Raw genomic sequence first — 24,899 nt, forward strand, 5'->3', positions numbered from 1 at the left:
CAACTCATAGGCTTTATAATACATGTTAAAAAAAATAATTACCTTACTGGGTATCTACTTTTTGCCAATTATCTCACATGCACAGCAATGGTTGGGTATTGCTAATAGTAACTATGCGGGTACGAATGCGCTGTATGTAAATCCAGCCAATGTTACCGACTCACGATATAAATTTTATTTGAATATTGCAGGTAACGACGCTTTTGCAACCAACAGTTATTTTGGGTGGAACGCTCCATATTCATATCTGTCGATGTTTACCAATAGCGTTTCTAGCACCTATCGCAATGCCAAAGGTGTGATTGTATATAAAGATGAATATTTAAGCCCCAATTCAAATCACTCTTTTGAGTCTGTTTACACACTTACCGACACACGAGGTCCTTCGGCTCTTTATACCATCAACGAAACTCGTTCGGTGGCTTTAACGACACGTGTACGTGCAGGAATGAGCGCCACTAATGTAGACAGCGACTTTGCGCAGGCAATGTATTATGGTATTGACAACATTCAACCAAGTACAGTAGGATATGATCTCAAAAATATGATGATTAATCTTAATAGTTATGCCGAAATCGGCATAAGTTATGGACAAACACTCATTGATGATGATGAAGAATATATCAAAGTAGGAATTACAGCAAAGAGATTAGCTGGAATTTATGCAGCGTATGCGCTTATCAACGAAGCTAACTATCAGATTATTCCAGACTTTAGAAACCCAACAAATAACACGCTATTAATTAACTCCCTGAAACTTCAGTATGGATATACAGATGAAGATGCCCTCAAAAATGCCAGCCCTTCATTGAGTTGGCTATTAGGAGGAGATGCCGCTGGAGGAGGATGGGGCTTAGATCTTGGTTTTGTGTATGAATATCGCCCCGATATTAACAAATATACTTACCGAGAAAAAGGAAAACGAAAACTGGATGCGAGCAAAAACAAGTACAAGTACAAATTTGGCGTATCGCTCAACGATATTGGTTATCTCAATTATAATAACCCATTTTATGCCAACAGTTGGGATTTAGCCATAAACAACACCACTTTTACGAGAGAAGATTTTAGAGGTTCAAGAGGGTTTGACGCCCTATTTAATCAAATCAATAATAAATTAGGTGCAGGGCCAGGCAATAATGAGCAAAAATTTATGACAGTTTTGCCAGCCACCCTACAAGTAACCGCTGATTATCAATTAAAACCCCACGTATATGTGGCTGGGTACTGGGTTCAGAACCTCACTAATAGTAGAGCCAGAGGTCTACGAGCACCATCCTTAATAAGCCTTACACCACGATACGAAAGAAAGTGGATAGAAGTAAGCATGCCATTGGTATTGTTTGACAATTACACCAAATTTGGCTTTGGTTTGGCAACAAGATTAGGACCAGTGTTTATAGGTACGGATAATCTCGGTTCATTATTAAATTTAGGCAAACCTAAAGGGTTTGATGCCTACTTTGGTGTAAATTTACCCATATTCAATGCTGGGCCAACATTGCCCAATTCATGTTGGTATGAAGATGAAGGCAAAAAGTCCTTTTTACAAAAATTGATGTTTTGGAAGAAGTAGACGATAAGTTAGTTAGAAAACCAAGTCTTATTTTGTAGTAAAACTACGTATGATAATGGCAACTGATACTTTCAACCAACAAGGCTTTGACTTTATTCCTCCTCTTTACTCAGAGGTGGAGATTTCTGATATTGTAAATACTATTGAGGTCAATACAAAAGATAAAGCCAACTTCAGAAGGTCGAATAACCTATTTGCTATACGTCGATTCTTGTTAGAAGTCCCTGAAATCATTCAGTTGATATTCACACAAAAGCTCGAATCAATTCTTAAGGAGTTACTTGGAGAAAATTATTTTCTTGTCAAAAGTATCTATTTCGATAAACCTACCGATTCAAATTGGTATGTGGCATATCATCAGGACTTGACAATTTCTGTCAATCAAAAAATAGAGGCTGAAGGTTTCGGTCCCTGGACGGTCAAACCCGATAATTATGCTGTGCAACCGCCCTTACCTATCTTAGAACAAATGGTGACATTGAGAATTCATTTGGATGATACTTCTGCCGAAAATGGGGCTTTGTACGTAATTCCAGAATCACACAATAAGGGTATCATAAGACCAGAGTTGATTGATTGGAGTAATACCGCTGAAAAGGTCTGTCCTGTAGAAAAAGGCGGTGTTATGCTAATGAAACCCCTACTACTCCATAGCTCAAAACGAACCACCAATCTTCAACCGAGAAAAGTCATCCATTTGGAATTTGCTAATAATGAATTACCTAATGGATTGGAATGGGCAGAAAAATGGAATTGGAAGACATAAAAAAGGTGTTAGTTTTCACTAACACCTTTTTTATCTTATATGAAGTAAGCTAAAAATCTAAATATGTTTCAGAGTAAATAAAGGAAACATTTTGCCTAATGCCTACAGCCGACCTCCTAAAGCCTAATCATCAAAATCCAGTGCCTAATGCAAAGGCTTTTACATTCACTGGTAAGTCTGCCACTTTCGTTGTTGTACCAGTCGTTAGATTGATGGTATAAAGTGCCGACGTACTGCCTACTCTCAATGCCGCATAAGCTGTGCCACTTCTACTACCAATATCAAAGCCACTAGCTGATTCAACATTGATTCCCAACGCTCCTACTTCTACTTGAGTACCGTTGTTTGGTGGATCTTGTTTGGTCAATTTATCTGTATTCACATCAATATTATACAAAATTGTAGTGGTAGCGCCTGCAAAATTATTAGTATAAGCCGATGCTGTAATTGAAGGCGTTCCTGGGTTCAATGCGCCATCTACTGCTGCAACTGCACCTGTTTCGGGATGCAGTCTCAAATTTTGACCTGTATTGCTCACACATCTGATTCTATCTACAGTCGGATTGAAATCAAACCCAAAAGATGCGCCAGATAATAAAGTAGCAAACGGTGCTGTTCCAACGACTGTTGCCGCACCCGAAGATGTGTTGAGTACATACAATCTGCTTGTACTACCCAATGCGTACAACTGACCATTGATTGGACGAAAATCTATGCCTAAAATTGATTCTCCTGTTTGCAAACCAGTAATAGCTTTTGAAACTGGCGTTCCAATATTACTTGGGTTAAATATCACTAAATTATTAGAATCGTCTACGGCATAAGCTACAGGGTTAGTTGGAATAGCCAAGCCAGTGATATTACCAGATGGAAGATTGCCAATTTTAGTGAGTTTTCCTGTCATCAAATCTACTTGATGCAACTCCCAAACATTATTTACTTTTACCGCTGTTAAAGCTTTTGTACCATCTGGATTAATATCGAATCCGCCCGAAGCTGATATATCAATTCCTAATGCCCCTACTTCTACCAAAGTACCATTATTAGGAGGGTCTTGCTTGTACAACTTATCTGTTTTTGAATCGATGTCATACAAAATCGTTGTACTCGAACCAGCGATGTTTCCAGTATAGGCTACTGATTCAATCGTTGGACTCATTCCTCCATTTATGGCACCATCAGTGGCTGCCACAGCTCCCGTTTCAGGATGAATACGTAGGTTTTGACCTGTGTTGGTGACCAAGCGAATTCTATCAACTGTTGGGTTAAAGTCTAATCCAACGGCTGTTCCACTGATTGTTGGATTAAGAGCCGTTGCACCGATGACTCTTGCCATACCTGTTTCTTGATTGATTACATAGAGACGATTCATCGTACTGACTCCATATAATTCGCCAGTTGCGGGACGAAAATCGATGGAAGTGAGTGCATCGCCCGACATCAAGCCTGTAATTGTTACATTTGCAGTGGTCATTTCTGACTGCATTGCATTGATTTTAGTTAGTTTTGTTCCGTCAACAAGAAGATAAAGGTTGACATCAGGTTTAGGAGCTGACTCCATTTCGGTTTGTTTACATGAGGACACAAAAAGTCCTGTTGACAAGCTTAGAGCCGTCAATGAAATGAGAACTGATTTTTTCATTGTTAATAAGACAAAGTAAAGTTTGTATGTTTTGTCTTAGATACGAGAGATAGGTTATTTTGGATTTGAAGGGAGAGCTTAAATTGATTAAACGGCAATGAAGAATAGAAAAATTTACCTCCTTAGTGGACTAGGTGTTGATGGTAGAGTATTCGACAACATCGATTTGAATGAATACCAGCCGCAGTTAATTGAATGGATTCCTCTTCTTAATCATGAGGATATTTCTGAGTATGCTCAACGATTATCTACACTAATAGAGCCAAAATCTGTACTCATTGGTCTTTCATTTGGAGGTATGGTAGCAATCGAAATTGCTAAATATATTTCCGTCTGTAAAATCATTTTAGTTTCTTCTGCCTCCAATTTCAGACAAATTCCATGGCTATTTCGACTATGGGATTGGAGTAAATTTATCAAAGTTCTTCCCAAAAGACTCATTCTCAAAGCTAATCCTGTAACATTTTGGTTATTTGGCATTACAAGACGACATGAAAAAATACTATTAACTCAAATCTTAGCCGACACAGACTATAATTTTCTCTTTTGGGCTGTTAGGCAAATTATACAATGGAAAAATACAGAAGTAAACTCTAAGGTTATTCATTTGCATGGCACAAAAGACCGATTGCTTCAACAACCTTTGAAAATTTCACCTGCTGAAAAATATTGGATAAAAGATGGAGGGCACTTTATGATAATCACACATTCTGATGAAATAGAAGGGATAATTAGGAAGGAATTAAAGCAATAAGGGTTAAAAACAAAAAACGGAACAAATTACTTTGTTCCGTTTGGTACCCAGAGCCGGAGTCGAACCGGCATGCCAATGAAGGCATTGGTGTTTGAGACCAACGCGTCTACCAATTCCGCCATCTGGGCTCAATTCACATCATTTTCTGTGTGATTGTGATGCAAATTTAGAGGATTAAAATTTACTGTGCAAACGCAAAATTTAAAAAAAATAAAACTTTTTTATAACATTCACCATAATCTTCTGATTATTATAGCTTTTATAAAATCATTATTTTTTCAAATAATTTTACATTTTTACGAGTTTCTGAAAAGTGCTTATATTACTGATTCATTTTATTCATATCTCAAAGATTCAATAGGGTCTAATTTTGAGGCTTTACTGGCTGGGTAAAATCCTGAAAGGATTCCTACAAAGACACAGACTGCAATACCGAGGAACATCCACAACCAAGGTACGATAAAACTTGATGTTCCAGACATGATACCGCTGGCAATTACGTTTCCAATTGGAATAGCTAAAATCAATCCTGCAAAACCACCCAACACGCATATTACAATAGCCTCAATCAGAAATTGTAAACGAATGACTTTTGGCGTAGCTCCTAATGATTTTCTGATACCGATTTCTCTTGTACGTTCTGTTACCGAAACCATCATGATATTCATCAAGGCAATTGCAGCACCAAGTAAGGTAATAAACCCGATACCAAACCCTCCAATTCGTAAAACACCTGTAATGCTTTCGGATTGTTTTACCAATGAATCTGAACGTTCGATACTGAATGAATCTTCTCTACCTAACTCATCCTGACGAACGATACGCATGGCTCCACGAGCTTCTTCCATGATATTTTCAACATCTTTGATGTTTGGAGCTGAAGTTACAATATCAAATGTCAAACTACGTCCTTGCGATAATTTACGACCTGTTTCGAGCGGCACAAAAACTACACGGTCGTCGCCTCCTCCCATAAGACTTCCTTTTTTCTCTAGTAAACCTATAATTTTAAATTTTCCACCAGAAATAGTAATTTCTTCATTAAGCGGATTGATATTTTTTTCAAAAAGCTGACTAATTACCTCTACCCCAACGATACAAACATTGGCTGCACGCTCTAAATCGCTGCTCGAAAAATCACGTCCGCTAGCGATTTTATATCCTTTCATATCCAAATAATTCTCGTCAGTACCGATAATTCTAGAGTTAGGATTCGTTTTTTTCGATTCGTACTTAATTTCTGAGTTGAATGTCACATTGGTTTTCATACCAATAATAGCTTGTTTGCCAAACAGTGCTTTATACATTTTTGCCTGACGATAGTTGATTGGTGGATAATTACGTTCTTTTTCACCTTCTTTTCTAATCCTAAAAACATCTCTATTTCGAATATCAAATGAGTTGGCGCCCAAGCCCGAAAAGCTATTATCTACAGAGCTTTGAATCCCATCAATGGCTGTTAAAATACCTACTAAAGAGGTAATACCTATGGCAATAATAAGCGCTGTCAAGACAGTTCTCAACATATTACCTTTGATAGATCGTAGGGCTTCTCGTATATTTTCAATAAAGTTCATATAATTGAAATTTAAGTTTTGTGCAATAATGAAGGTCTGACACTATTATTTTCTGAACTAAAATTTTGTAAAACAATCCTTTATCATGTCGATGTTAATTAAAGATTATTCATTACAAAACAACTTCCTTTACGAATCATGTTATGTGCTTTGGTGATTAGCACTATATTTGTAGTAAGGAATCCTTATAGAGATATACATTCGAAGGTAACATTTTCGTTGAAATATCAACTGTATTTATCCGCTTAGTAGCTTTCTGTACTTCTCTGGAGTAGTTTGGCTATAATAGTTTTATGACGTAACAAATTTAGGTCTTGTCAGACAAAATTCTCAAACCAATGAAGCGCCTTATATTTCCGTTTATCATATTTTTTCTCTTTTGCACCCGTGCATGGGCTTCGTACATCCTTATTCCGATGGACGACACCCAGAAAAATCATCTCAAAGCGTATGGCTTAGCCTACTGGGTTTTGAAAAACCACGAAACTGAAGTAGAATGGTTATTGAATTATCGTGGAGGTGCTTTTATGGTTCAACAAGCACAAAAGTTTGAAAACGAATTGGTGATTCGTGGCATTAGCTATGAAGTTATTTCGGATGGAGATGCTGCTCAAATCCGTACCGAATTGAGTAGCCCCGATGTTAATATGGACGTGGTAAAATTACAAAAACCGCCTAAAGTAGCCGTTTATTCTCCCAAAACAGCTCAACCTTGGGACGATGCTGTGACTTTGGCAATGACCTACGCTGAAATTCCGTATGACTTAATTTTTGATGAGGATGTCCTCAATAACAAACTGCCAGAATACGACTGGTTGCACTTACACCACGAAGATTTTACAGGTCAAATGGGTAAATTCTGGAACCAGAGTAGTCAGCCTTGGTATCAGGCACAATTGCGTGAGGACAAGAAAAATGCGGCTAAATATGGCTTTAACAAGGTATCTCAGTTAAAATTAGGGGTGGTCAAAAAAATTAGAGATTTTGTTGCAGGTGGAGGCTATATGTTTGCCATGTGTACTGCTACAGATACGTATGATATTGCTTTAGCTGCCGACGGACTTGATATTGTCGATGCTTTTTATGATGGCGATGGATATGACCCCAATGCTGACAAAAAACTGAACTATGCTAATACATTTGCTTTTCAAAATTTTGGCTTGGTATATCATCCTCAAGTCATCGAGTTCTCTACCATCGAGGCGTATCCTAACAATGAGCGTCCAGTAAGAGAGGATAATGACTATTTTAACTTATTTCAATTTTCAGCAAAATGGGATCCTATTCCTACGATGTTGACACAAAATCATGAAACGACTATTCATGGTTTTATGGGACAAACTACTTCTTACAAAAAGTCGTTGATTAAACCTGAGGTAACTGTTTTAGGTGAAAATCGCTCGCTAAATGAGGCTCGTTATATTCACGGAACTTTCTTAAAAGGATTCTGGACGTTTTATGGGGGTCATGACCCTGAAGATTATCAGCACTTTGTTAATGAAGAACCTACAGATTTGAATCTTCATCCCAACTCAGCAGGTTACCGTTTGATTTTGAATAATGTTCTGTTTCCTGCGGCAAAGAAAAAGAAACAAAAGACTTAATATAATTTGAAAATTTGGGGATTTGAAGATTTGAAAATATAAAAATAAATTTAAAAATGACTAAAAATTTAGAATGGGGAGATTAAAAAAAGCAGATTAAAGCATTTCTAAATCTTCCCATTTTCAAATCTTCAAATCCACACATTTTCAAATTTTCAAATCACCTAATTATCTAATTTTCATCGTAAAGGCATATTTTCCAGAGCCAAAGGTTTTAGAAATCCATTTGCCTTCTTGCTTCAAATCAGTCAAAGCTACTCCGTTATTTTTTATAGAGCTTATATCCGAAGTCGGGAAATAGACTGTTGATTCGGTATTGGCAGGTACTTCTATTTCTAGGGTTAGCAAATCTCCCTCTATTTTCCAGTTTGAAGCTATTTTACCATAAGGCGTCAAATAGCTACCTTTTGCAAAGGTTAATCCCCCTCCTAATTCTGGTTTGATAATACTTAATTTATAGCCAGCGCCATCTGCTTCTTTGGTATCTATTCCTGCAATAGTGCGATACATCCAATCGCCAACGGCACCATAGGCATAATGATTGAAAGATGTCATACCAGGGTCTTGGAAAGTACTATCTGGTTTCATCGAATCCCAACGCTCCCAAATGGTAGTTGCACCGTGCGACTTGATAGGATATAACCACGAAGGATAAGTGTCCTGCAAAAGTAATTTATAGGCTACATCATTTTGTCCATAACGTGTCAAAACTGGATTAAGAAATGGCGTTCCTAAAAAGCCAGTAGTTAGATGATATTCATACGATTTGATATTTTCAACAAGACGATTTACAGCGTTTTGGCGCAGTGACTCTGGTAACATATCAAACTGCAATGCCAAAATATAGGCGGTTTGTGTTTCTGAAATCAATCTTCCTGAAGCCGTCATAAACTCTTGCTGAAATGCTTTTTTGACTCTTTGCAATAAAGCCTCATAGTCAGCAACCTCCTCATTTTTCTGTAATACTTTAGCTGCTTTTATCATCAACTCAATATTATACGCATAAAAACATTGAGCTACTAAATACACATCAGTCACGGCTGATTTTTGTCCAATAGCACTTTTCGAATCATCAACTCTATACGACAACCAATCGGCAAATTGAAATCCCATATTCCACAGGTCATTTTTGGCTAAACCTCTCACATGGGTCAAATACGCCTTCATACTGGCATATTGGTCCTGTAAGATTTGTTTATCGCCATAAACGACATACATATTATAAGGAATAATGATGCTCGCATCTGACCAACCCGCCGCTCCTGTAACCTTGCCCAATACATTGGGTATCACAAATGGGATAGCACCATCTGGCTCTTGGTCAGCACTTACGTCTTTGAGCCATTTAGCAAAAAATTGATTTACATTAAAATTATAAGCTGCTGTTCTTGAGAATACCTCAGCATCGCCCGTCCACCCTAGGCGTTCGTCACGTTGCGGGCAATCGGTCGGAACATCCAAGAAATTACCTTTTTGTCCCCACTGAATATTTTTTTGTAATTGATTCACCATTGGATTTGAGCACTCAAAACTACCCAGCGGTTTCATGTCAGAATAAAGTGTAACAGCCGTAAAATCCTCGGGATTAATTTTACCTTCTACCCCTTCTACTTTTACATATCTAAATCCAAAAAAGGTAAAATGTGGCTCAATCGTTTGATTCGGCTCGCCACTTAACACATAATGTGCCTGAGCTTTGGCTGAACGTAGGTTTTCAAAATATGGAACCCCATGTTTATCTAACATTTCGACATGATATAGCTTAATCATCTGACCTGCTTTTCCCGAAATCTTAAACTTTACCCACCCCACTACATTTTGTCCAAAATCTAAAATTGTTTCTCCTTTCGGTGAAGTAAGTACTTTGACAGGTTTAAATGTTTCATGCTTTTTGATAGACTCATTTACGGAAGCATTCAAATAATCTGTCGCAAATGAAGCCATTTTTATATTTTGCCATTTAGAATCATCAAAATTTGCTAAATCCCAACCCTTGATTTCTTTTCTCAAATCCTGACGTTCGCCATCATATATTTCAGAAAACAAAATATGACTAGCCCTTGATTTCCAAGAATTATCCGAAACAATCCAATCCTCTGAACCATCGGCATATTTGATATGTAACTGAAACAATAAAGCAGTTTCTTTACCATATAGGTTTTTATGATTTTCCCAAGCCAACTTCGTTCTATACCAGCCACTTCCGAGTGTAACACCAACGGCATTTTTGCCCGTGCTCAATTGTTTGGTAACGTCATAGGTTTGGTACTGCAAATGCTTATTATAACTTGTCCAGCCTGGCGTCAGAAAGGTATCTCCTACCCTTTTGCCATTCAAACTTGCCTCATACAAACCTCTTGAGGTTACAAAAACTGTTGCAGATGCAATGGGCTTCTTTACCTCAAAAGTTTTTCTTAAATGTGGAACAATACCATTGACAGAATCGGCATCAATGCCCGAATTAATCCATTGTGCTTTCCATTCATCATGACGCATCAAGGCTGTTTGGAAATTGGCGGTTGCCAAGGCAGGAGTTTTCGTTTGGTTATCCCAAACTTTTACTTGCCAAGTGTACTTACTATCCGACTCTAGATTGGCACCACTGTAAGGAATTCTAAGAGAATTTTCGGAAGAAATCTTCCCTGTTGTCCAGACCAATTTCTTTCCAGAACGTACACTAATTTCGTAGGCTGTTTGCTTAACATTTTGTTTGTCCGAATTGAGTTGCCAACTAAATCGTGGCTGAGCTTTATCTATTCCAATTGGGTTGGTTAGGTTTTCGACCGTTAAATTTTGAACCGAAAGCTGCGCCCAACTACTAAAACTCATAAGTGAGGCAATCAAAAATGAAGGTAGATGATATTTCATAGGTTATTTTTCGACAGTAAAATTTGGTTTTATTGAAAAATAAAGATTATTTTTTTGAAATCTGTCTTGGTCTAGCGTATAGGGTTAGGAAAGTTTAGCGACGTTTGAGTTTGACTCTTTTATCGATTTCACGTATTCCTAACCCTTGTAAGTATTAGTGCTGAATTATGAGTTATGAATTGTGAATGTAAAATTTTAATTATCAATATATTACATCTTCAATTGATAAGCCTGTTTATTAGGATTTTTTACAGAACCCAATCTTTTTATCAGCTCCGTAGGAGCGACAGTTTGGTAGTAGTGAATCTATCTCCTGACCTAGTAAAAGAGCGCCATAGGTGCGACAGAGTTCCAGATTTTAGCTTTCTGTCGCACCTACGGCGCTCAAAAAAGGTTTTTCTCAAAATTTATTGCGACCAAACTGTCGCTCCTACGGAGCTTACACAAAGGGAAACAAGAAAATTTTCGTTTATTCAAGCTTATTTTTCTCGCTAACTTAAGTTAGTGGGAAAAATAAAATAATTTTACCCGCTTTAAAATCAAGGCTTTATGTATTAGGCTAAAAGTATTTCTCATAAAATAAGTAAATCATTTTGCCTAATGCTTACCGCTTAAAGCGTACTAATGCAAAATTGCATTAGTACTTACATGAGTACTACAATTTGAATTGGTTCTGTCCTTTTTTAAGAATCATTGTTTTCCCCTTCCACACAAAAGTTCCTTCGACTGGACTTTCTATCTGAATTTTCCATTGATTTCCAGCTTGTAGATAATCACAAACTATTTTGCCTTGAGGATGTGGCATTTCGCCTTTAATTTGGGTCAAATTACCTAAATGAGGTTCTATTTTCACTTTAGAAAAACCTTGTGCATCAGAATCAATTCCTAATATCACTCGATAAAATTCAATATTGGGACTCGCTCCCCACGCATGACAGTCTGAACGAGCGTGTTCTATTTCTGAAATTTCTGCCCATGTAGTTAATCCTAGTTCTATATTACGTTTCCAATCGCTCAACCAAGTAATATATTCATCACCTTTTCCCGCTTTTACCAAAGCTTGGTGCAAATAATATTTAAAATAAATCGAGGCTGGTGCTAAAGATTTATCATTGAGAAGTTTATCGCTTACTTGCGCATAATTATTTGAAGGTATTACACCCGTCAAAATACCAAGACTATTAGCATGTTGAGAGAATACATCTTTATCCTCTGTATCAGCCAATATCCCTTTTGAAGCATCCCAATATTTTTGTAGAATCATTTTTTTCAGTTGCAAAGCCTTCTGCGCATACATCTCAGCATAAGCCTTCATGCCCAACTGACTTTCGAGGTCGGCGGCTACTTGGTACCCCCAAAGCAATTGCAAGTCCAATATAGCAGATGCGCCATTTTTGCCATAAGGTGCTTCACCATTACTCCAGCCTTTACGGTTTTCGACCCAGTCTGTAAATACCCAATACGGAACCTTGCGTAGCGAACCTTCTGCATTTTGGTATTTTTCAAAAAACCACAAAATATTTCGTACGCCTTGCAGTTTTTCTTTGATAAAATTGGCATCGCCACGATATTTTAAATAATCCTGAAGCATACCAATATACCATAACGAAAATGTAGGTATTTGTTGGGGAGAAAAAGAAGGGTGACGGCTCAACGTAATTCCCTCTGCCATACGAGAATGTTCCATTTGATTCAAGGCATTGCGAGCCAAACGGTCATCGCCAGCATTGAAATACGATACTAACGCTTGGATACGCGCATCGCCAATATATTGTAGCTGCTCATAATACGGACAATCCATATAAGTATCTACAGCACAAAGCCTTGCAGTACGCCAACCAATATTCAAGTAAGGTTGAAAGTCGATGGTTACACTTTGTAATTGTGCTTTCTGCGTAAAAGGAAATCCTACAAAAGTGCTTGATATTTCCTTTATAGAAAGCGGTTCTGATCCTGTCTGAATCTCTAATTGGACATATCTGAATGTTCGGTAAGTCAGCGATTCGAACACCTCCGAATCTTTTCCAGAAAGCAATACGCTATCCTTTCGACCTACAATAATTTTACCCTCAATTTCATTACGATTATTTTTCAGAATCTGTCTCTTCTTCAGTGCATCAGCATCCATGAGGGCTTCAGCATAAGTCAAACCAACTTTGGTATCTTTTCCTTTTTGAAAAATAATTTTAGGAAAAGCATTGGTTAAAAAACCTTGATCAAGCAAAATTTTCACATGTGTATTAGCAGGTATTTCCCAAGACACATTTTCGAGATTCTGGCTTGCAAGCGTCACTCCTTCAACTTTTCTCACTGTACCAAAATATTGTTTTTTATATTCCATTGAAGGCAAAGTAGAAGGGACTAACATCCAATTATTAATATCTGAAATTCCTTTTGGACAAGCACCTCTCCAGCCAACTCGTTCAGCAGTAGCCCATTGAGTATCGTCAAAACTTTCTGTATTCCAGTTGGTGGGTAATGTTTTAATAAAATCCAACAATTCACCTGCACCCGCCACATAATAAGCAGGATGTCCAACGCCTTTGGCTAATGGCTGATAGGCTTGGTTCGAAAAGCTCTTCCAAGTAGGATTGGTATCCACAATCTTCTCGGCTGAGGTATTGCCTGTCAACACAAATGCGGTGCGGTGCGAAATTTGTCCTTCTGCCCTCAAATTCCCTTCGTTCCACACAATGGCAGCGATGGTATTTTTACCTTTTTTAAGATAAGGAGCAATATTTACGGTTTCGAAATTCCAATAAGACAAATCTCCTCTGGCAGGTCCTTGCGAAATGATGTTGCCATTGACATACAACTTATATCGGTTGTCTGCCGACACATGAATGGTAAAATCTGAAGGTTGTTGAGGTAGCTCAAAGTTTTTCCGAAAATGGTACACACCATACGCTTGCGGAACTGTTTGCGGAGCTGCAATCCAATAGGCTGACCACATTTTGTTAAGAATATCTGGATGAATTGTTTGGGCAGTCATAGCCCAACTCATACAGAGAAGTAAGAGGAGAATTTTTAAAGATTGTGTTTTCATTGGATAGTTTATTTACATTTTATCATAAATATAAAATAGCATGGCAAAATTCTATTTTATATTAGATTTATTCATAAATGTAAAAACCCTATTGGTTCCAACTGTCATTGTCAGTCCTTGTTCCAGAGACTCAGAATCAAAAAAAGGCTAGAAATATCACGATAGAGGTGATTTCTAGCCTTTTTTAAAGAAGAAAATATTTAATTTTATTTAGCTTTTCCTACTATTTTCATCAGTTGCCATTTTACATTGGCATATATGCCCATGATACTATGAGGAATCACATAGTTCATCATCACTTTTTTCAAATGCTCAGGCTTGTTTGGTCTCGAAAGTACTAATGACTTTAGGGCATAGTAACGTGATAAAATAGGATTATCACCATATTGTATCGAATTGGCGAGCATCAAATAATACCTAGCAACATTCTTGCGAACTCTTGTATGAAAACGGTAATCTAATTCTTGGTCAATGCCCTTATACATGCCAATACGATTGAACAAAAATTCTGCATCTTGTTTGCCATCTGTAAAACTCATACCTCCTCCATTTTTACGATAAACAGACATGACATCGTTCATGTAGTAAAATTTACCATGTTTTCCGAGCAAAATATATCTTGGAATATCGCCACTTTTAGACTCATGAAACCACTGAGGATAAGTTTTCATGATACCATGACGAAACATCACCGCAGATGTTGCCATATACCAAACTTCGTCTTCTCCTACCAAATCATCAAGCGTTGTCACAACCTTCTGATCGGGTTTGTTCACATAATCATCTGGATGTGAGCCATCTTCAAAATGAATTAAAGCATTGTGAAAACAAGCTACAAAATCTGGATTAGCATCCAAAAAATCTACTTGTTTTTGTAATTTATGAGGGTTTGTCCAATAATCATCACCATCCATAGGGGCAATATATTGTCCTTTGGCTTCTGCAAGCGTTGCCATGGTATTATTTTTCCCAAAACCACCCAAGTTTACAGGATGCAACAAAGGTTTGATTAAATGGGGATATTTCTGTTGGTACTCTCTAATAATATCGGGAGTACTGTCAGGCGATGCGTCATCTCCGACTATTACTTCGTATTCAAAATCAACTTGCTGATTAACAATACTATCCAGAGTTTGACGTATATAGTTTTCGTGCTTATATGTATGGACAATTACGCTTACTTTAATCATTGAAATGGCTATTAAGTCGCAGTACTTAGGGAAAGAGGACGTGAATAACTTAGATTTTTACCCTTTACAACTAGTACAGATTTAATTTCTTTTTATTTAAGTGGAAAGAATCATTGTAAAATCCTTTTGTTCAAAAACAAAAGACCTGTGAGGAACACTCACAGGTCGGCAAAGATACGAGGAATATTGTTAGGCAAAAAGTTGCTCTAATTGTTCTTTCTTAGGAAAATCTGGTGTTACCAAATTTTCTTCTGGCTTGTAGATATATGGCATAGGAAATCCTCTTTCTTGGAAAGTTGGCTCGGCCATATTGTTATAACGCAATTGAATCGACCAGCGGATATTCTGTGTGATATTGTCGCCAGAACGGTGTACCAAAAACGCTGAGAAAATCAACAAGTCGCCTACTTCGAAGGAAGTTTGTACATAATCTTCTTCTGGCAAGGCATCTTGAATAGAACCTGTATAGCCAGAAGTATCTGCTTGTAACAAACCAACCGTATGACTCGCAGGAATGATTTGTAAAGCACCCAAATCTGCATCGCAATCGACTAATGGGAACCACAAAACTACACTATCTAAAGACCCCTGACCAGTACGCCAGTCTTGGTGAGCACCCAATTTCCAGTGACTACCTCCTTTTGAAAGGTATCTACTATTGAATTGCATCGCAGGACGAACAGCAATGGTCGGAAACTCGTACCCAATTTCTTTCAATAGGTTTACAATACGCTCGTCTGTACCCAGACGATGCATCGAAATCAAGTGTTGTACTTGTTTACCTGTATTGACAAAAGAAGTGAAATCGGCCTGAAAATAATCAAACATCGCTTTTTCGAAAGTATCACGGTCATTAATATCCACATCGATACCTACAACACGCTTGATTTGAATCGCAAAAAGCTGTCTTGCTTCTGTATAAATTTTATTGATTTCTTCTTTTGAAAAGAAGTTTTTCAAAATCAAAAATCCGTCTTTATTGAATTGTTCTTTTGAGGCTGCCATAGCTTTGTGAAATGTTTGGCTAATTGCTTAGCAATGGGTTCAACAATGGCTCAAAATTATAGTACAGGATTTGGGATTTTTATGACAAATATCAAAAGCCTGAGTGACTATTTTTCTGAAACTGCATAGGCAAAACCTGATGCACCAAAGCCATTGCCATTGTACAACAAATATTTTTTGTCATTATGTTCATAATAGTGCGCATAATTTATCATGTTGTAGTCAAAATCTGCTGGATTTTCAGATTTTGCAATACCCACTAAATTATCTTTACGCTCCCATTTGATACCATCCAACGACTCTGCATAGCCCATTCGGTAACTCTGATCACGATTAGTACGATAGTCAACCGTATGACGATATGAGTAATACATTTTGTAAATACCATCTTCCTTGAATACACTCGGACGACCAACTGCATGTAGAAAATCGTCAAATGCCAGTACTACATCGCCAGTCGAAGTCCAGTGAATACCATCTTTTGATTCTGCATAACGACAGTCGTAGAACGGTTCTGGATAACCATGGATATACTCACATTTTTGACCAGAAATATGCCACATTCTCCAAACACCATTGTCATACATTACCGAAGGCTGTGCTGCCCAAATTGGATTATGAATCGAACGATCCATGATTGGACCACGGAACATTTTCTTGAAAGATAATCCTCCGTCATGACTTACAGCCAAACCCATCGACAAGCGATATGAGTTATGTGTGCGATTCCAACCTGTATAGTACAACCAAATATCTCCATTAGGCATATCGACAAACCAAGAAGGCATAGCTCCTGTTTCGTCATATTCGCCAGGACCACCCAATTCTAAGATAGGTTTATCATGAATACAGCGAATCTGTGTTGGGTCGTCATATTCTACATCGATAAACGTAGGACGAGACTGACCTTGAGAATCTCTAGTTGAGAAATATATTCTTAAAAAATCTTCGTGTTTGTACGCAAATGGAACCTGAGCATGTGATTGGCTATGCGCCAATGAACCGTCTGGTTTATAAACTACCCCTTTTTTAACCCACATAATACTTCTATTTTGTATGATAAACGTAGAGTTTTGTAGCCAAAATTTTGTAAAAAATTCTAACTGCAAAACTCAAAACTCTTTTACGCTTTCTTTTGCGCGTTTCTTTCAGCACGAATTCTCCAGTTATCTTCAAAATCCTTTCCTGGGATTTGAAGATTTACATTCACTTCTGGAGTTTTGTCGGTTTTCTCAAACGCCAATACGTAGTATCCAAAACCAAAAATCCAGTGTAACTCAAAATTATCAATATTTTTTGGCAGGTCTTCTAATGGTACTTGATCTGCAAACATTGGATTAGCCGACATCAAAGTTTGGTAACTTGATTGATCACGCAACCATGGAGCAACGCTTTCATCGCCTACAACTACACGACCACCCACTTTTACCACACGATTAAACTCTTCGAATGCCTCTTTGCGTTCAGAAAAAGTATTGATACCACCAAAGTGGAAAACTGCGTCAAAAGTATTGTCCTCGAAAGGCAAATACGTACCGTTGGCAATAAAATAGTTTACATCTACATCTTCTGGTTGTAGACGTTGTTTTGCTAAACGTAACATATTTGGAGACAAATCTGACAAAAATGCTTGACCTCCAGGTGCAATTGCCTTAATAATCAGCTCAGAATCTTTACCTGTACCAGCACCCACTTCCAAGACTTTCATTCCAGGCTTTAAACCAAGAAGGTTCGTCATTTTTTGGCGAACAGTAGCCTCATCAGAATTCAAAGATTCAAATACCCAAGTTACACCACGATCATAACGTTGATAAGCATCATTATAAGCTAATTGCTCTTTACGATCTTGCTCAAATAATTCTTTCGGATATGTCAAATCAACAATGTCGTTGATTTCATAAGAAATGGGTTCTTCTGTCGAAGTATTATGTAATGTATTGCCATCTTCTGCCAAAACCAAAGCAGTTTTAGTTTTAGGGCAAATAAATTTTTGTTCGTAGTTACTCATTGCGTTGCACGAATTTTTTCGTGATATGAATTATAAATTAATGTCTTTACTAGAAATTTTTGCTTTCTCAGCTGGGTTTCCCTTATAAATACTCCAAGGCTCCGTTTTCTTTCCTGTGAAGTTAGTTCCCATGGCAAACAACGTTCCTTCTGCGATATGTACACCATCACGAATGGTAGCGTTTACGCCAAAAAAGCAATAAGGCTCAACCACACAACGACCCGACAATACTACATGAGAGGTAAAATAAACGTGATCTTTTATTGTGCCATGATGTCCAATATGGTTACCGCTCCAAAGTACGACATTGTTGCCAATTGTCACAAAGGGTTGGATGGTGTTGTCTTCGAGAATAAAGCAGTTTTCGCCAATTTTGTCTGTCAAGACTGTAGCTCTTGAGCTGATATAAGATATAAATTCATATCCTAAATCTTTGGCCTCTTGATAAACTTTAGCACGAACTTGGTTCATTTTTCTTTCTGAAAGTGGAGCAAAGAACTTGTATTCATTAGTCGGATACAAAGTCGTTACTTCCTCGAAAGGTACTACTGGCAAGCCGCAAAAAGTTGGCTCTTTGATGTATTCCTTATTTACTGTAAAAGCCACAATTTCGTGGTCTGTATCAGTAGTTAAATAGTAGTGGGCGAGTTCGGCCACCAGCTCTGTTCCAAAAACAACAACTTTTGCCATAGTTCGTTTGGTTTATTTGGTCAAAAAAGCTCAACCAGTCTGGTTAGTGTATATTCAGGTAGATTTTTGCCTTGTCAATTATACCAATTCATACGAATCCAAAAATGTTTGTATTTGCTCAACAGAATTGAACATCAAAACATCAAGAATAGATAACCAAGGGACAAAGTCATTTTTTAATTGCGGATATTGAACAGGCTTACTTTTAATAAAATTTAATTGCATTCCTTTTTCTTCAAATATCTCTTTTTGATACAGCTCAATGCCTCCAATTGGATTGATATAATGATTAGCCTTTTCTTGTAGACAGATATCTAAGATACGAGTTTGTGCTTTCAAATCGGTATTTTGGTAAATCGACGAGCTAGGAATTATCTCAGTTGTAATACCCAAATACGCATTGATAAGCTTTAGATTTTCAACAATGATTTCAGAAAAAATTGTTTTTTCAAGTTCTAATGTTTGTTCTACTATGGGCTTTATTTGTTGGAAAAACGGGGCTTTTTTATAACTCTGCTCAAGCGTTTTAAACCATTTCGCTTTCCAAGCATCATCCCAGTTCACCTCTATCTCATTAATTAACTTATTCTGGCTGGCTTCTTTCAAAGGAATAGTAAAAAGGCTATCCTTGCCATTTACCAGAATTCTGTTGCGATTTATCCAGCCTCGGTTGATAAAATTCACATCGTCATAAATGACAAATTTATCTACTGCTTTAATCAATTGGAAATACCCTATATATGGAAAAATATAGGGTTGCATAATCGCTAGTTTCATATCGTAAGCTTCTTCAAAACTGAAGAACTTTATTTTAACTTTCTTAAATAGTAATCTTCTCCTTTAGTAATCATATTCTTCATAGTTGTATCTGTTCCTAATCGAATATCCCCAGGCTGAGGTTTAATTACCTTTTTGGCAAAGAATAAATATTGAGCTTCCTTCGGAATTGGTTGAACACCTTTTTCGAAAGGATTTATGGCAATCAAAGTTCGGGTCAGGTTTTTGCCCCATAGCGGATACTCAAAGTCATCGTTGATAGTAGCCAGCGCAACGGTGGCATCTTGAGGTACCAACTCATCAAACTTATGATACGCAGGTGTTATGTCAGGACGAGCCCATGTTTGAAGGTCAATTCTATCAGTATCAAAAGCAGAAGGACGCCCCAAGGCTGCAATTGGCAAGCAGCGTTCATTCAAATACACAACCAAAATGGCTGAAGCTGATGCCACTAATACAACAATTGCTGTATAGAATTTCAATAGTATAAACGACCCACTTTGTAACCTCCATTTATTGCCTTCATGAAATAACAATGTCACCAATGGAACTGCATACACGGCAGTACTAATCATATAACGACCTTTCCAAGCGTCGTAAGGTGCCGTAAAACTCAATGCTGCGAAATGCAAACAAAAGGCAACTGCCAATACGTAAAACGCAATTCCTCTACGAATCAAACCAATCAACACCAATACTACCAGCGGTAAAACAATGGCAAAGCCAAATATTCCCCAGTGAGGGTTTGCATTAAAAAACTCAAACCTTACATTATACGAAAAAGGGTTAATGGTAAAGTCCGTTTCTTCTTCGAGGCGAAGATGAAGCTTTTTCTCAACTTTCTCGATAGGTTTTCTTATTAATTGATTGACCGTTTCAAATTGTTCAACATTTCTCAATCCATCCAAATTCACCATATCAATCGAATATCTCACAACATTACGAGAGCCTTGTTTGATAAGGTTTTTCAATGTTCCTGCGCGTTCCACAGATTGGTGTTTTAATGCAGTAGGTGGTCCAATCGGGTGACCAAACAATTGGATATTTCTCAAATAACCTGTTGGTAAAGTAAACAGTACAATCCCAACGGTTAAGCCAACAACTAAGTGAGTCAATCTACCAAAGGTTCTTGACCAGAAATGTTGATAAGAGTCACCGAATTTATCAATAAATTTCGCTCTTAAATCTTCGCCAAAAACTGTATAAATAATAATCAAAAACAGCGGAGGGAAAGAAAAAACGAAAGTAATCTTATGTCCTAAAGCTATTCCGAAAGTCAATCCTGCAAGATATAAATAGCGTCTCCAATGTTTTTCTCTGTAAGTAAAAAGAAAATACACCAAACAAGCCAAATATGAACCTAACACAATATCTGTTTCGGTTGAAATTGATTGCATCATTACATCTGGCAACAACCACATTACCAAAGCGGCAAAAACGCTCGCCGTAAAGTTTTTGGTTAATCTTTCGGCAATTCCAAATACGCCAAAACCAATAATGATATAGGCTGTATGATGAATTACTTTGAACCAATTTTCGATACGACCACTCATAAGGTAATTGTAGATTTGAATCGTACAAACACTACGAGGGTAAGTATCAATATTCCAGTTTGTTCCACCAAAATGAGCCATCGAACCATGACGCATATAGTACATCAATCTGTTCAAGTGCCCAGTCATACTATCCCATTCGTTTGGAACAGTATAAAAAATCAAGAATAGATTAGTAATTTCAGTAATAACAAAAGCTCCCAAAAGTAGTCCAAAAGACCATTTTAGCCATAGAGGAAGGTTACCAAACCAGTTCCAAACCAATTGAGTTCGGCTTCCGATTAGCTCAAAGAAAGTAAATCTCTCACGTTGGTCACGACCAAATAATTTGGTAAATTGAACATAGAATATAAAAGCTGGTACAAAAACCGACAAAGCCCAAAAACGGCGATCGTCGATTTTCCCTATTTCAGAAAGCGCAAATCCTGTTAAAATAACACTACCACAAAAGGTAATGTAAGCCGTAAGTACAATATCCACCAAAGATTTCATGCAAACCCTAGAGGCTATTCTCAACACAAAGCCTATAAAACTGGCAAACAGGATTGGATAGATAAAATTCATGTCAATAATTTTAGTCAATAGAAGTATTAGAGATTTTCGTTTACGATACGTGCAATTCTGTACACATCCTCATGCGCCAAATCGTAATATAATGGCAAAGCCAATGCTCTCAAGGCAAAATCATCGGAAATAGGACAAGTACTTTCTTCAGTTACGAATTTAAGAGTACTTAATGATGGATAAAAGTATCTACGAGGCATAACTTGGTTTTCAGACAAAGCATCTCTTACTTTTAGTAAAGCAGCTTCAGATTCGAAGAAAACAGGATAATACGCATAATTTTTCACTGTTTTTAACGAAAGCTCTGGTCTAGTGAGCTTTTCCCAGTTTAGTTCTTCATCGTAAATATCAAAAATTGCCTTACGAGCAGCTATAATTTCTGGTACTTTGGGAAGATTTACCAAGCCCATAGCAGCATGAAATTCTGAGTTTTTACCATTTATACCTATTGTAAGATAATCATCACCAATATGTCCAAAGCTTCTATATCTATCTAAAAGCCAAGCGTATTCGTCATTATTGGTAATCACAGCTCCGCCTTCAACGGTATGAAATACTTTCGTAGCATGAAAGCTACAAGTACTAATATCACCAAAAGAAAGAAGTGATTTATCATCTACAGATGCTCCAAAAGCATGTGCAGCATCATAAATAAGCTTAATATTATGTTTATCTGCAATTTTTTGTAGTTCATAGACCTCACAAGGATTACCATACACGTGAGTAGCCAAAATTGCTTGTGTATTTTCGGTAATAGCAGCTTCAACTTTTTGTGGGTCTATACACAAATCTGAACGAAGAATATCGGCAAAAACAGGGGTACAGCCTTCCCAAACTACCGAATGAGAAGTTGCACAGTAAGAAAATGGTGTAGTAATAACTTCTTTGGTTACTCCTAATACTTTAAGTGCCAATTGAATAGCAATCGTACCATTTGATACAAATAAGCAATGCTTTACGCCTAAATAATCCTTAATTTTTTGTTCTAATTCACGTACCAATGGACCGTTGTTCGTGAGTTGATTTCGCTCCCAAATGCCCTTTAGGTAGGCTTCATATTCCTCATAAGGAGGTAAATATGTTTTAGTTACATTAATCATTTAGCGTAATCTGGGTATAAGTTTCAATTTTGAAGTTTCTCTTTTCTAGTAAAAACAGAAAGCTTTATTTAATTTATCATTAAATAGCGTTTTCATATTCCAATTGCATAATTGGGAATTCTATTTTTGGACGCACATATCCTGGCCATTTACCATACCAAACTGTTCCTTCACGATAATCTTCAATTTCGAAAATTAATGCTTCTTCAAAATTATAGATTACAGAGGCTGTATCTTTCACAATCATAAAAGAAAGCGAATATGAGCCATCGTTTAAAAAATCATTCGGAATTTCACACTCTGCCGATATAATTCCTTTATCAAATTTAATGGATGGAGTGCCTATATTGAATATACACTCACCTGTCAAGGAGTTTATATGAAGACTGATATTCAGGTTGGCTTGATCCATGTAGTTCCAAAACTCAATTTGAATTTTGAACGAAGTTCGAACATCCAAATGGTTTTGATTATCTAAATAATTTGGAACAAGTTTTACACTTTTCAAACGAACACGATCATTACCTGGGGCTTCACTTTGATTAGTATAAGTAACTTGTAAATCAGTTTTTTGGATTTGACTCAAGTAGTTTGACATAATAAGATTAGTCTCTCCCATCTGAATCAGTTGACCTTTTTGCATGTACATGGCTTTATTACACAAACCCTGAACTGCTGTTAGGTTATGACTTACAAACAAAATTGTACGACCAGAAGTAGAAGCGTCTTTCATTTTGCCAAGACACTTTCGTTGAAAGTCGGCATCACCAACAGCTAACACCTCATCAACAATCATAATTTCAGGCTCCAAGTGAGCCGAAATAGCAAAACCTAAACGCACATACATCCCTGACGAATATCGTTTTACAGGAGTATCTAGAAACTTTTCTACTCCAGCAAAATCTACAATAGCATCAAAATGTTTTTTGATTTCGTCACGCTTCATACCAAGAATGGCACCATTCAAAAAGATATTTTCGCGACCCGATAATTCAGGATGAAAGCCTGTACCAACTTCTAATAAGCTAGCAACACGTCCTTTAATTGTAATCTTCCCTTGAGTAGGCTCCGTAATACGGCTCAGCACTTTCAATAAGGTTGATTTTCCTGCACCGTTTGAGCCAACTACTCCAACTCTGTCTCCTTGTTCTATTTTAAAACTTACATCTTTAAGAGCCCAGAAATCCTCGTGTTCTACTTCGTCATCCTCACCTTTGGTAAAAATGTTTCGAAACGTATCTGTAATCACCTCACGAAAGGTATTGGACTTTGCATTACCTTTTTTATGATCAATGATATATCTCTTACTAACGTTTTGTGCCTCAATAACAGTCATTCTACTTCAATATTTTAAATGAAATCAACAAACGAGTTTTCTCTTTTTCTAAAGAAAACAATCGCAATAATTGTGGTTAGACAAACAAAAAGGATTGTTGGCAAAAAGCTATTCCATGTAAAATATGGATAGTTTGGAATTAAACACCAACGGAAACCTTCTATAATACTTGCTAATGGATTTAACCAAGTATAAAAAGGATACCAAGATAGATCTTTAATAGATGACGTAGAGTATGCAACTGGGCAAATAAAAAATCCATACTGAACAATCAATGGAACAATTTGCTGGAAATCACGATATTGAACATTAAGTGATGCAAAAATAATCCCTAAACTTAATGCTGCCATAAATGCAAAAAACAAAAATACAGGAACAAAAAGTATATGATAGTCTATTGAAATCCCGCTATAAATCAAAAATGGAACCAGTACAATAAAGCCTACAAGAAAATCCAATAAGGGTACTGCTATAGAGCTTAAAGGCATCAATAAACGAGGAAAATAGACCTTAGAAACCAGATTGGCATTGCCCGTTATACTGTTACTTACTTGTTGAAAAGCAGCAGCAAAAAAGTTCCAAAAAATTACTCCTGTAAATACTATAATCTTAAAATCGATACCAGATGTATCTGATATTTTGGCTACCTTATGAAACGCAAAAACAAAAACTAATACTGTCATAACTGGTCTTACAATAGCCCACGCTACTCCAATCATGGTTTGTTTATAACGAACAGTTATATCTCGAACTGCTAAAATCCATAGCAACTCTCTAAATCTAATAATGTCAGCCCAATAATGCTTTTCAGACCTTCCTGCCTCAATGACTGTTTCTTGCATT

18 protein-coding genes and 1 tRNA gene are annotated in these 24,899 nt (G+C 37.1%); 4 read left to right on the forward strand and 15 right to left on the reverse strand.

The window, feature by feature from the left end; translation table 11 throughout:
- Positions 1–22 precede the first annotated feature (22 nt).
- Both QM491_RS06980 and QM491_RS06985 read left to right on the forward strand, forming a co-directional pair.
- Positions 23–1,576, forward strand: coding sequence for a DUF5723 family protein (locus tag QM491_RS06980; RefSeq protein WP_283326652.1), 1,554 nt, complete (start codon positions 23–25; stop codon positions 1,574–1,576).
- 55 nt (positions 1,577–1,631) lie between these two features.
- Positions 1,632–2,342 (forward strand): phytanoyl-CoA dioxygenase family protein, encoded by a 711-nt coding sequence (locus QM491_RS06985; RefSeq protein WP_283326654.1) that lies wholly within the window; start codon positions 1,632–1,634, stop codon positions 2,340–2,342.
- Positions 2,343–2,472: 130 nt separating this feature from the next.
- Here QM491_RS06985 and QM491_RS06990 read toward each other — a convergent pair whose 3' ends face one another.
- Positions 2,473–3,984 carry a DUF4394 domain-containing protein gene (locus QM491_RS06990; RefSeq protein WP_283326655.1) on the reverse strand — a complete coding sequence of 504 codons (1,512 nt, stop codon included), beginning with the start codon at positions 3,982–3,984 and terminating at the stop codon, positions 2,473–2,475.
- A gap of 97 nt (positions 3,985–4,081) precedes the next feature.
- On the opposite strand from QM491_RS06990, the gene QM491_RS06995 reads away from it, so the two are divergent.
- Positions 4,082–4,738: an alpha/beta hydrolase gene (locus QM491_RS06995; RefSeq protein ID WP_283326657.1), complete on the forward strand. Its 657-nt coding sequence runs from the start codon at positions 4,082–4,084 to the stop codon at positions 4,736–4,738.
- Between the two features lie 41 nt (positions 4,739–4,779).
- Here QM491_RS06995 and QM491_RS07000 read toward each other — a convergent pair.
- Together QM491_RS07000 and QM491_RS07005 are read right to left on the reverse strand one after the other, a co-directional pair.
- Positions 4,780–4,866 (reverse strand) — tRNA-Leu (locus QM491_RS07000).
- Between the two features lie 207 nt (positions 4,867–5,073).
- Complete coding sequence (locus QM491_RS07005; protein WP_283326659.1) at positions 5,074–6,315, reverse strand: ABC transporter permease; 1,242 nt, start codon at positions 6,313–6,315, stop codon at positions 5,074–5,076.
- A 338-nt stretch (positions 6,316–6,653) separates the two neighbouring features.
- Between QM491_RS07005 and QM491_RS07010 the strand changes: the two genes are divergently transcribed.
- Complete coding sequence (locus QM491_RS07010; RefSeq protein ID WP_283326660.1) at positions 6,654–7,919, forward strand: asparagine synthetase B; 1,266 nt, start codon at positions 6,654–6,656, stop codon at positions 7,917–7,919.
- 168 nt (positions 7,920–8,087) lie between these two features.
- Here the strand turns inward: QM491_RS07010 and QM491_RS07015 are convergent, their stop codons facing one another.
- From QM491_RS07015 to QM491_RS07070, 12 genes are all read right to left on the reverse strand, one after another.
- Entirely contained in the window at positions 8,088–10,787 is a 2,700-nt protein-coding gene (locus QM491_RS07015; protein ID WP_283326662.1) for a family 78 glycoside hydrolase catalytic domain, read from the reverse strand.
- 655 nt (positions 10,788–11,442) lie between these two features.
- A complete protein-coding gene (locus QM491_RS07020) occupies positions 11,443–13,833 on the reverse strand; it encodes a family 78 glycoside hydrolase catalytic domain (protein WP_283326663.1) in 2,391 nt (796 codons plus the stop codon).
- 206 nt (positions 13,834–14,039) lie between these two features.
- Entirely contained in the window at positions 14,040–15,023 is a 984-nt protein-coding gene (locus QM491_RS07025) for a glycosyltransferase family 2 protein (protein WP_283326665.1), read from the reverse strand.
- 189 nt (positions 15,024–15,212) lie between these two features.
- Complete coding sequence (locus tag QM491_RS07030; protein WP_283326666.1) at positions 15,213–16,028, reverse strand: phytanoyl-CoA dioxygenase family protein; 816 nt, start codon at positions 16,026–16,028, stop codon at positions 15,213–15,215.
- A 107-nt stretch (positions 16,029–16,135) separates the two neighbouring features.
- Entirely contained in the window at positions 16,136–17,068 is a 933-nt protein-coding gene (locus QM491_RS07035; RefSeq protein ID WP_283326667.1) for a glycoside hydrolase family protein, read from the reverse strand.
- An 83-nt stretch (positions 17,069–17,151) separates the two neighbouring features.
- A complete protein-coding gene (locus QM491_RS07040; RefSeq protein WP_283326668.1) occupies positions 17,152–18,036 on the reverse strand; it encodes a class I SAM-dependent methyltransferase in 885 nt (294 codons plus the stop codon).
- A gap of 30 nt (positions 18,037–18,066) precedes the next feature.
- Positions 18,067–18,726, reverse strand: a complete 660-nt coding sequence (locus QM491_RS07045; RefSeq protein ID WP_283326670.1) for an acetyltransferase — start codon at positions 18,724–18,726, stop codon at positions 18,067–18,069.
- 78 nt (positions 18,727–18,804) lie between these two features.
- On the reverse strand, positions 18,805–19,503 hold the full coding sequence (locus QM491_RS07050; RefSeq protein WP_283326671.1) for a WbqC family protein: 699 nt from the start codon (positions 19,501–19,503) through the stop codon (positions 18,805–18,807).
- Between the two features lie 29 nt (positions 19,504–19,532).
- The gene (locus QM491_RS07055; RefSeq protein ID WP_283326674.1) at positions 19,533–21,620 is read right to left on the reverse strand and encodes a glycosyltransferase family 39 protein; all 2,088 of its coding nucleotides are present in this window, start codon (positions 21,618–21,620) and stop codon (positions 19,533–19,535) included.
- Positions 21,621–21,646: 26 nt separating this feature from the next.
- Positions 21,647–22,720, reverse strand: a complete 1,074-nt coding sequence (locus tag QM491_RS07060) for a DegT/DnrJ/EryC1/StrS family aminotransferase (protein ID WP_283326676.1) — start codon at positions 22,718–22,720, stop codon at positions 21,647–21,649.
- 79 nt (positions 22,721–22,799) lie between these two features.
- Positions 22,800–24,056 carry an ABC transporter ATP-binding protein gene (locus tag QM491_RS07065; RefSeq protein ID WP_283326678.1) on the reverse strand — a complete coding sequence of 419 codons (1,257 nt, stop codon included), beginning with the start codon at positions 24,054–24,056 and terminating at the stop codon, positions 22,800–22,802.
- 14 nt (positions 24,057–24,070) lie between these two features.
- On the reverse strand, positions 24,071–24,898 hold the full coding sequence (locus QM491_RS07070; protein ID WP_283326679.1) for an ABC transporter permease: 828 nt from the start codon (positions 24,896–24,898) through the stop codon (positions 24,071–24,073).
- Position 24,899: the final 1 nt, after the last annotated feature.

Source organism: Flectobacillus longus (genome assembly GCF_030056705.1).
Taxonomy (GTDB): Bacteria; Bacteroidota; Bacteroidia; order Cytophagales; family Spirosomataceae; genus Flectobacillus; species Flectobacillus longus.

Excerpts from the sequence above, each read along its gene's own strand:
- QM491_RS07055 (WP_283326674.1), bottom strand. The coding sequence starts at position 21,620 with ATGAATTTTATCTATCCAATCCTGTTTGCCAGTTTTATAGGCTTTGTG.
- QM491_RS06985 (WP_283326654.1), top strand. The coding sequence starts at position 1,632 with ATGGCAACTGATACTTTCAACCAACAAGGCTTTGACTTTATTCCTCCT.
- QM491_RS07035 (WP_283326667.1), bottom strand. The coding sequence starts at position 17,068 with ATGTGGGTTAAAAAAGGGGTAGTTTATAAACCAGACGGTTCATTGGCG.
- QM491_RS07025 (WP_283326665.1), bottom strand. The coding sequence starts at position 15,023 with ATGATTAAAGTAAGCGTAATTGTCCATACATATAAGCACGAAAACTAT.
- QM491_RS07015 (WP_283326662.1), bottom strand. The coding sequence starts at position 10,787 with ATGAAATATCATCTACCTTCATTTTTGATTGCCTCACTTATGAGTTTT.
- QM491_RS07020 (WP_283326663.1), bottom strand. The coding sequence starts at position 13,833 with ATGAAAACACAATCTTTAAAAATTCTCCTCTTACTTCTCTGTATGAGT.
- QM491_RS07065 (WP_283326678.1), bottom strand. The coding sequence starts at position 24,056 with ATGACTGTTATTGAGGCACAAAACGTTAGTAAGAGATATATCATTGAT.
- QM491_RS07030 (WP_283326666.1), bottom strand. The coding sequence starts at position 16,028 with ATGGCAGCCTCAAAAGAACAATTCAATAAAGACGGATTTTTGATTTTG.
- QM491_RS06990 (WP_283326655.1), bottom strand. The coding sequence starts at position 3,984 with ATGAAAAAATCAGTTCTCATTTCATTGACGGCTCTAAGCTTGTCAACA.
- QM491_RS07050 (WP_283326671.1), bottom strand. The coding sequence starts at position 19,503 with ATGAAACTAGCGATTATGCAACCCTATATTTTTCCATATATAGGGTAT.
- QM491_RS07010 (WP_283326660.1), top strand. The coding sequence starts at position 6,654 with ATGAAGCGCCTTATATTTCCGTTTATCATATTTTTTCTCTTTTGCACC.
- QM491_RS06980 (WP_283326652.1), top strand. The coding sequence starts at position 23 with ATGTTAAAAAAAATAATTACCTTACTGGGTATCTACTTTTTGCCAATT.
- QM491_RS07060 (WP_283326676.1), bottom strand. The coding sequence starts at position 22,720 with ATGATTAATGTAACTAAAACATATTTACCTCCTTATGAGGAATATGAA.
- QM491_RS07005 (WP_283326659.1), bottom strand. The coding sequence starts at position 6,315 with ATGAACTTTATTGAAAATATACGAGAAGCCCTACGATCTATCAAAGGT.
- QM491_RS07070 (WP_283326679.1), bottom strand. The coding sequence starts at position 24,898 with ATGCAAGAAACAGTCATTGAGGCAGGAAGGTCTGAAAAGCATTATTGG.
- QM491_RS07040 (WP_283326668.1), bottom strand. The coding sequence starts at position 18,036 with ATGAGTAACTACGAACAAAAATTTATTTGCCCTAAAACTAAAACTGCT.
- QM491_RS06995 (WP_283326657.1), top strand. The coding sequence starts at position 4,082 with ATGAAGAATAGAAAAATTTACCTCCTTAGTGGACTAGGTGTTGATGGT.
- QM491_RS07045 (WP_283326670.1), bottom strand. The coding sequence starts at position 18,726 with ATGGCAAAAGTTGTTGTTTTTGGAACAGAGCTGGTGGCCGAACTCGCC.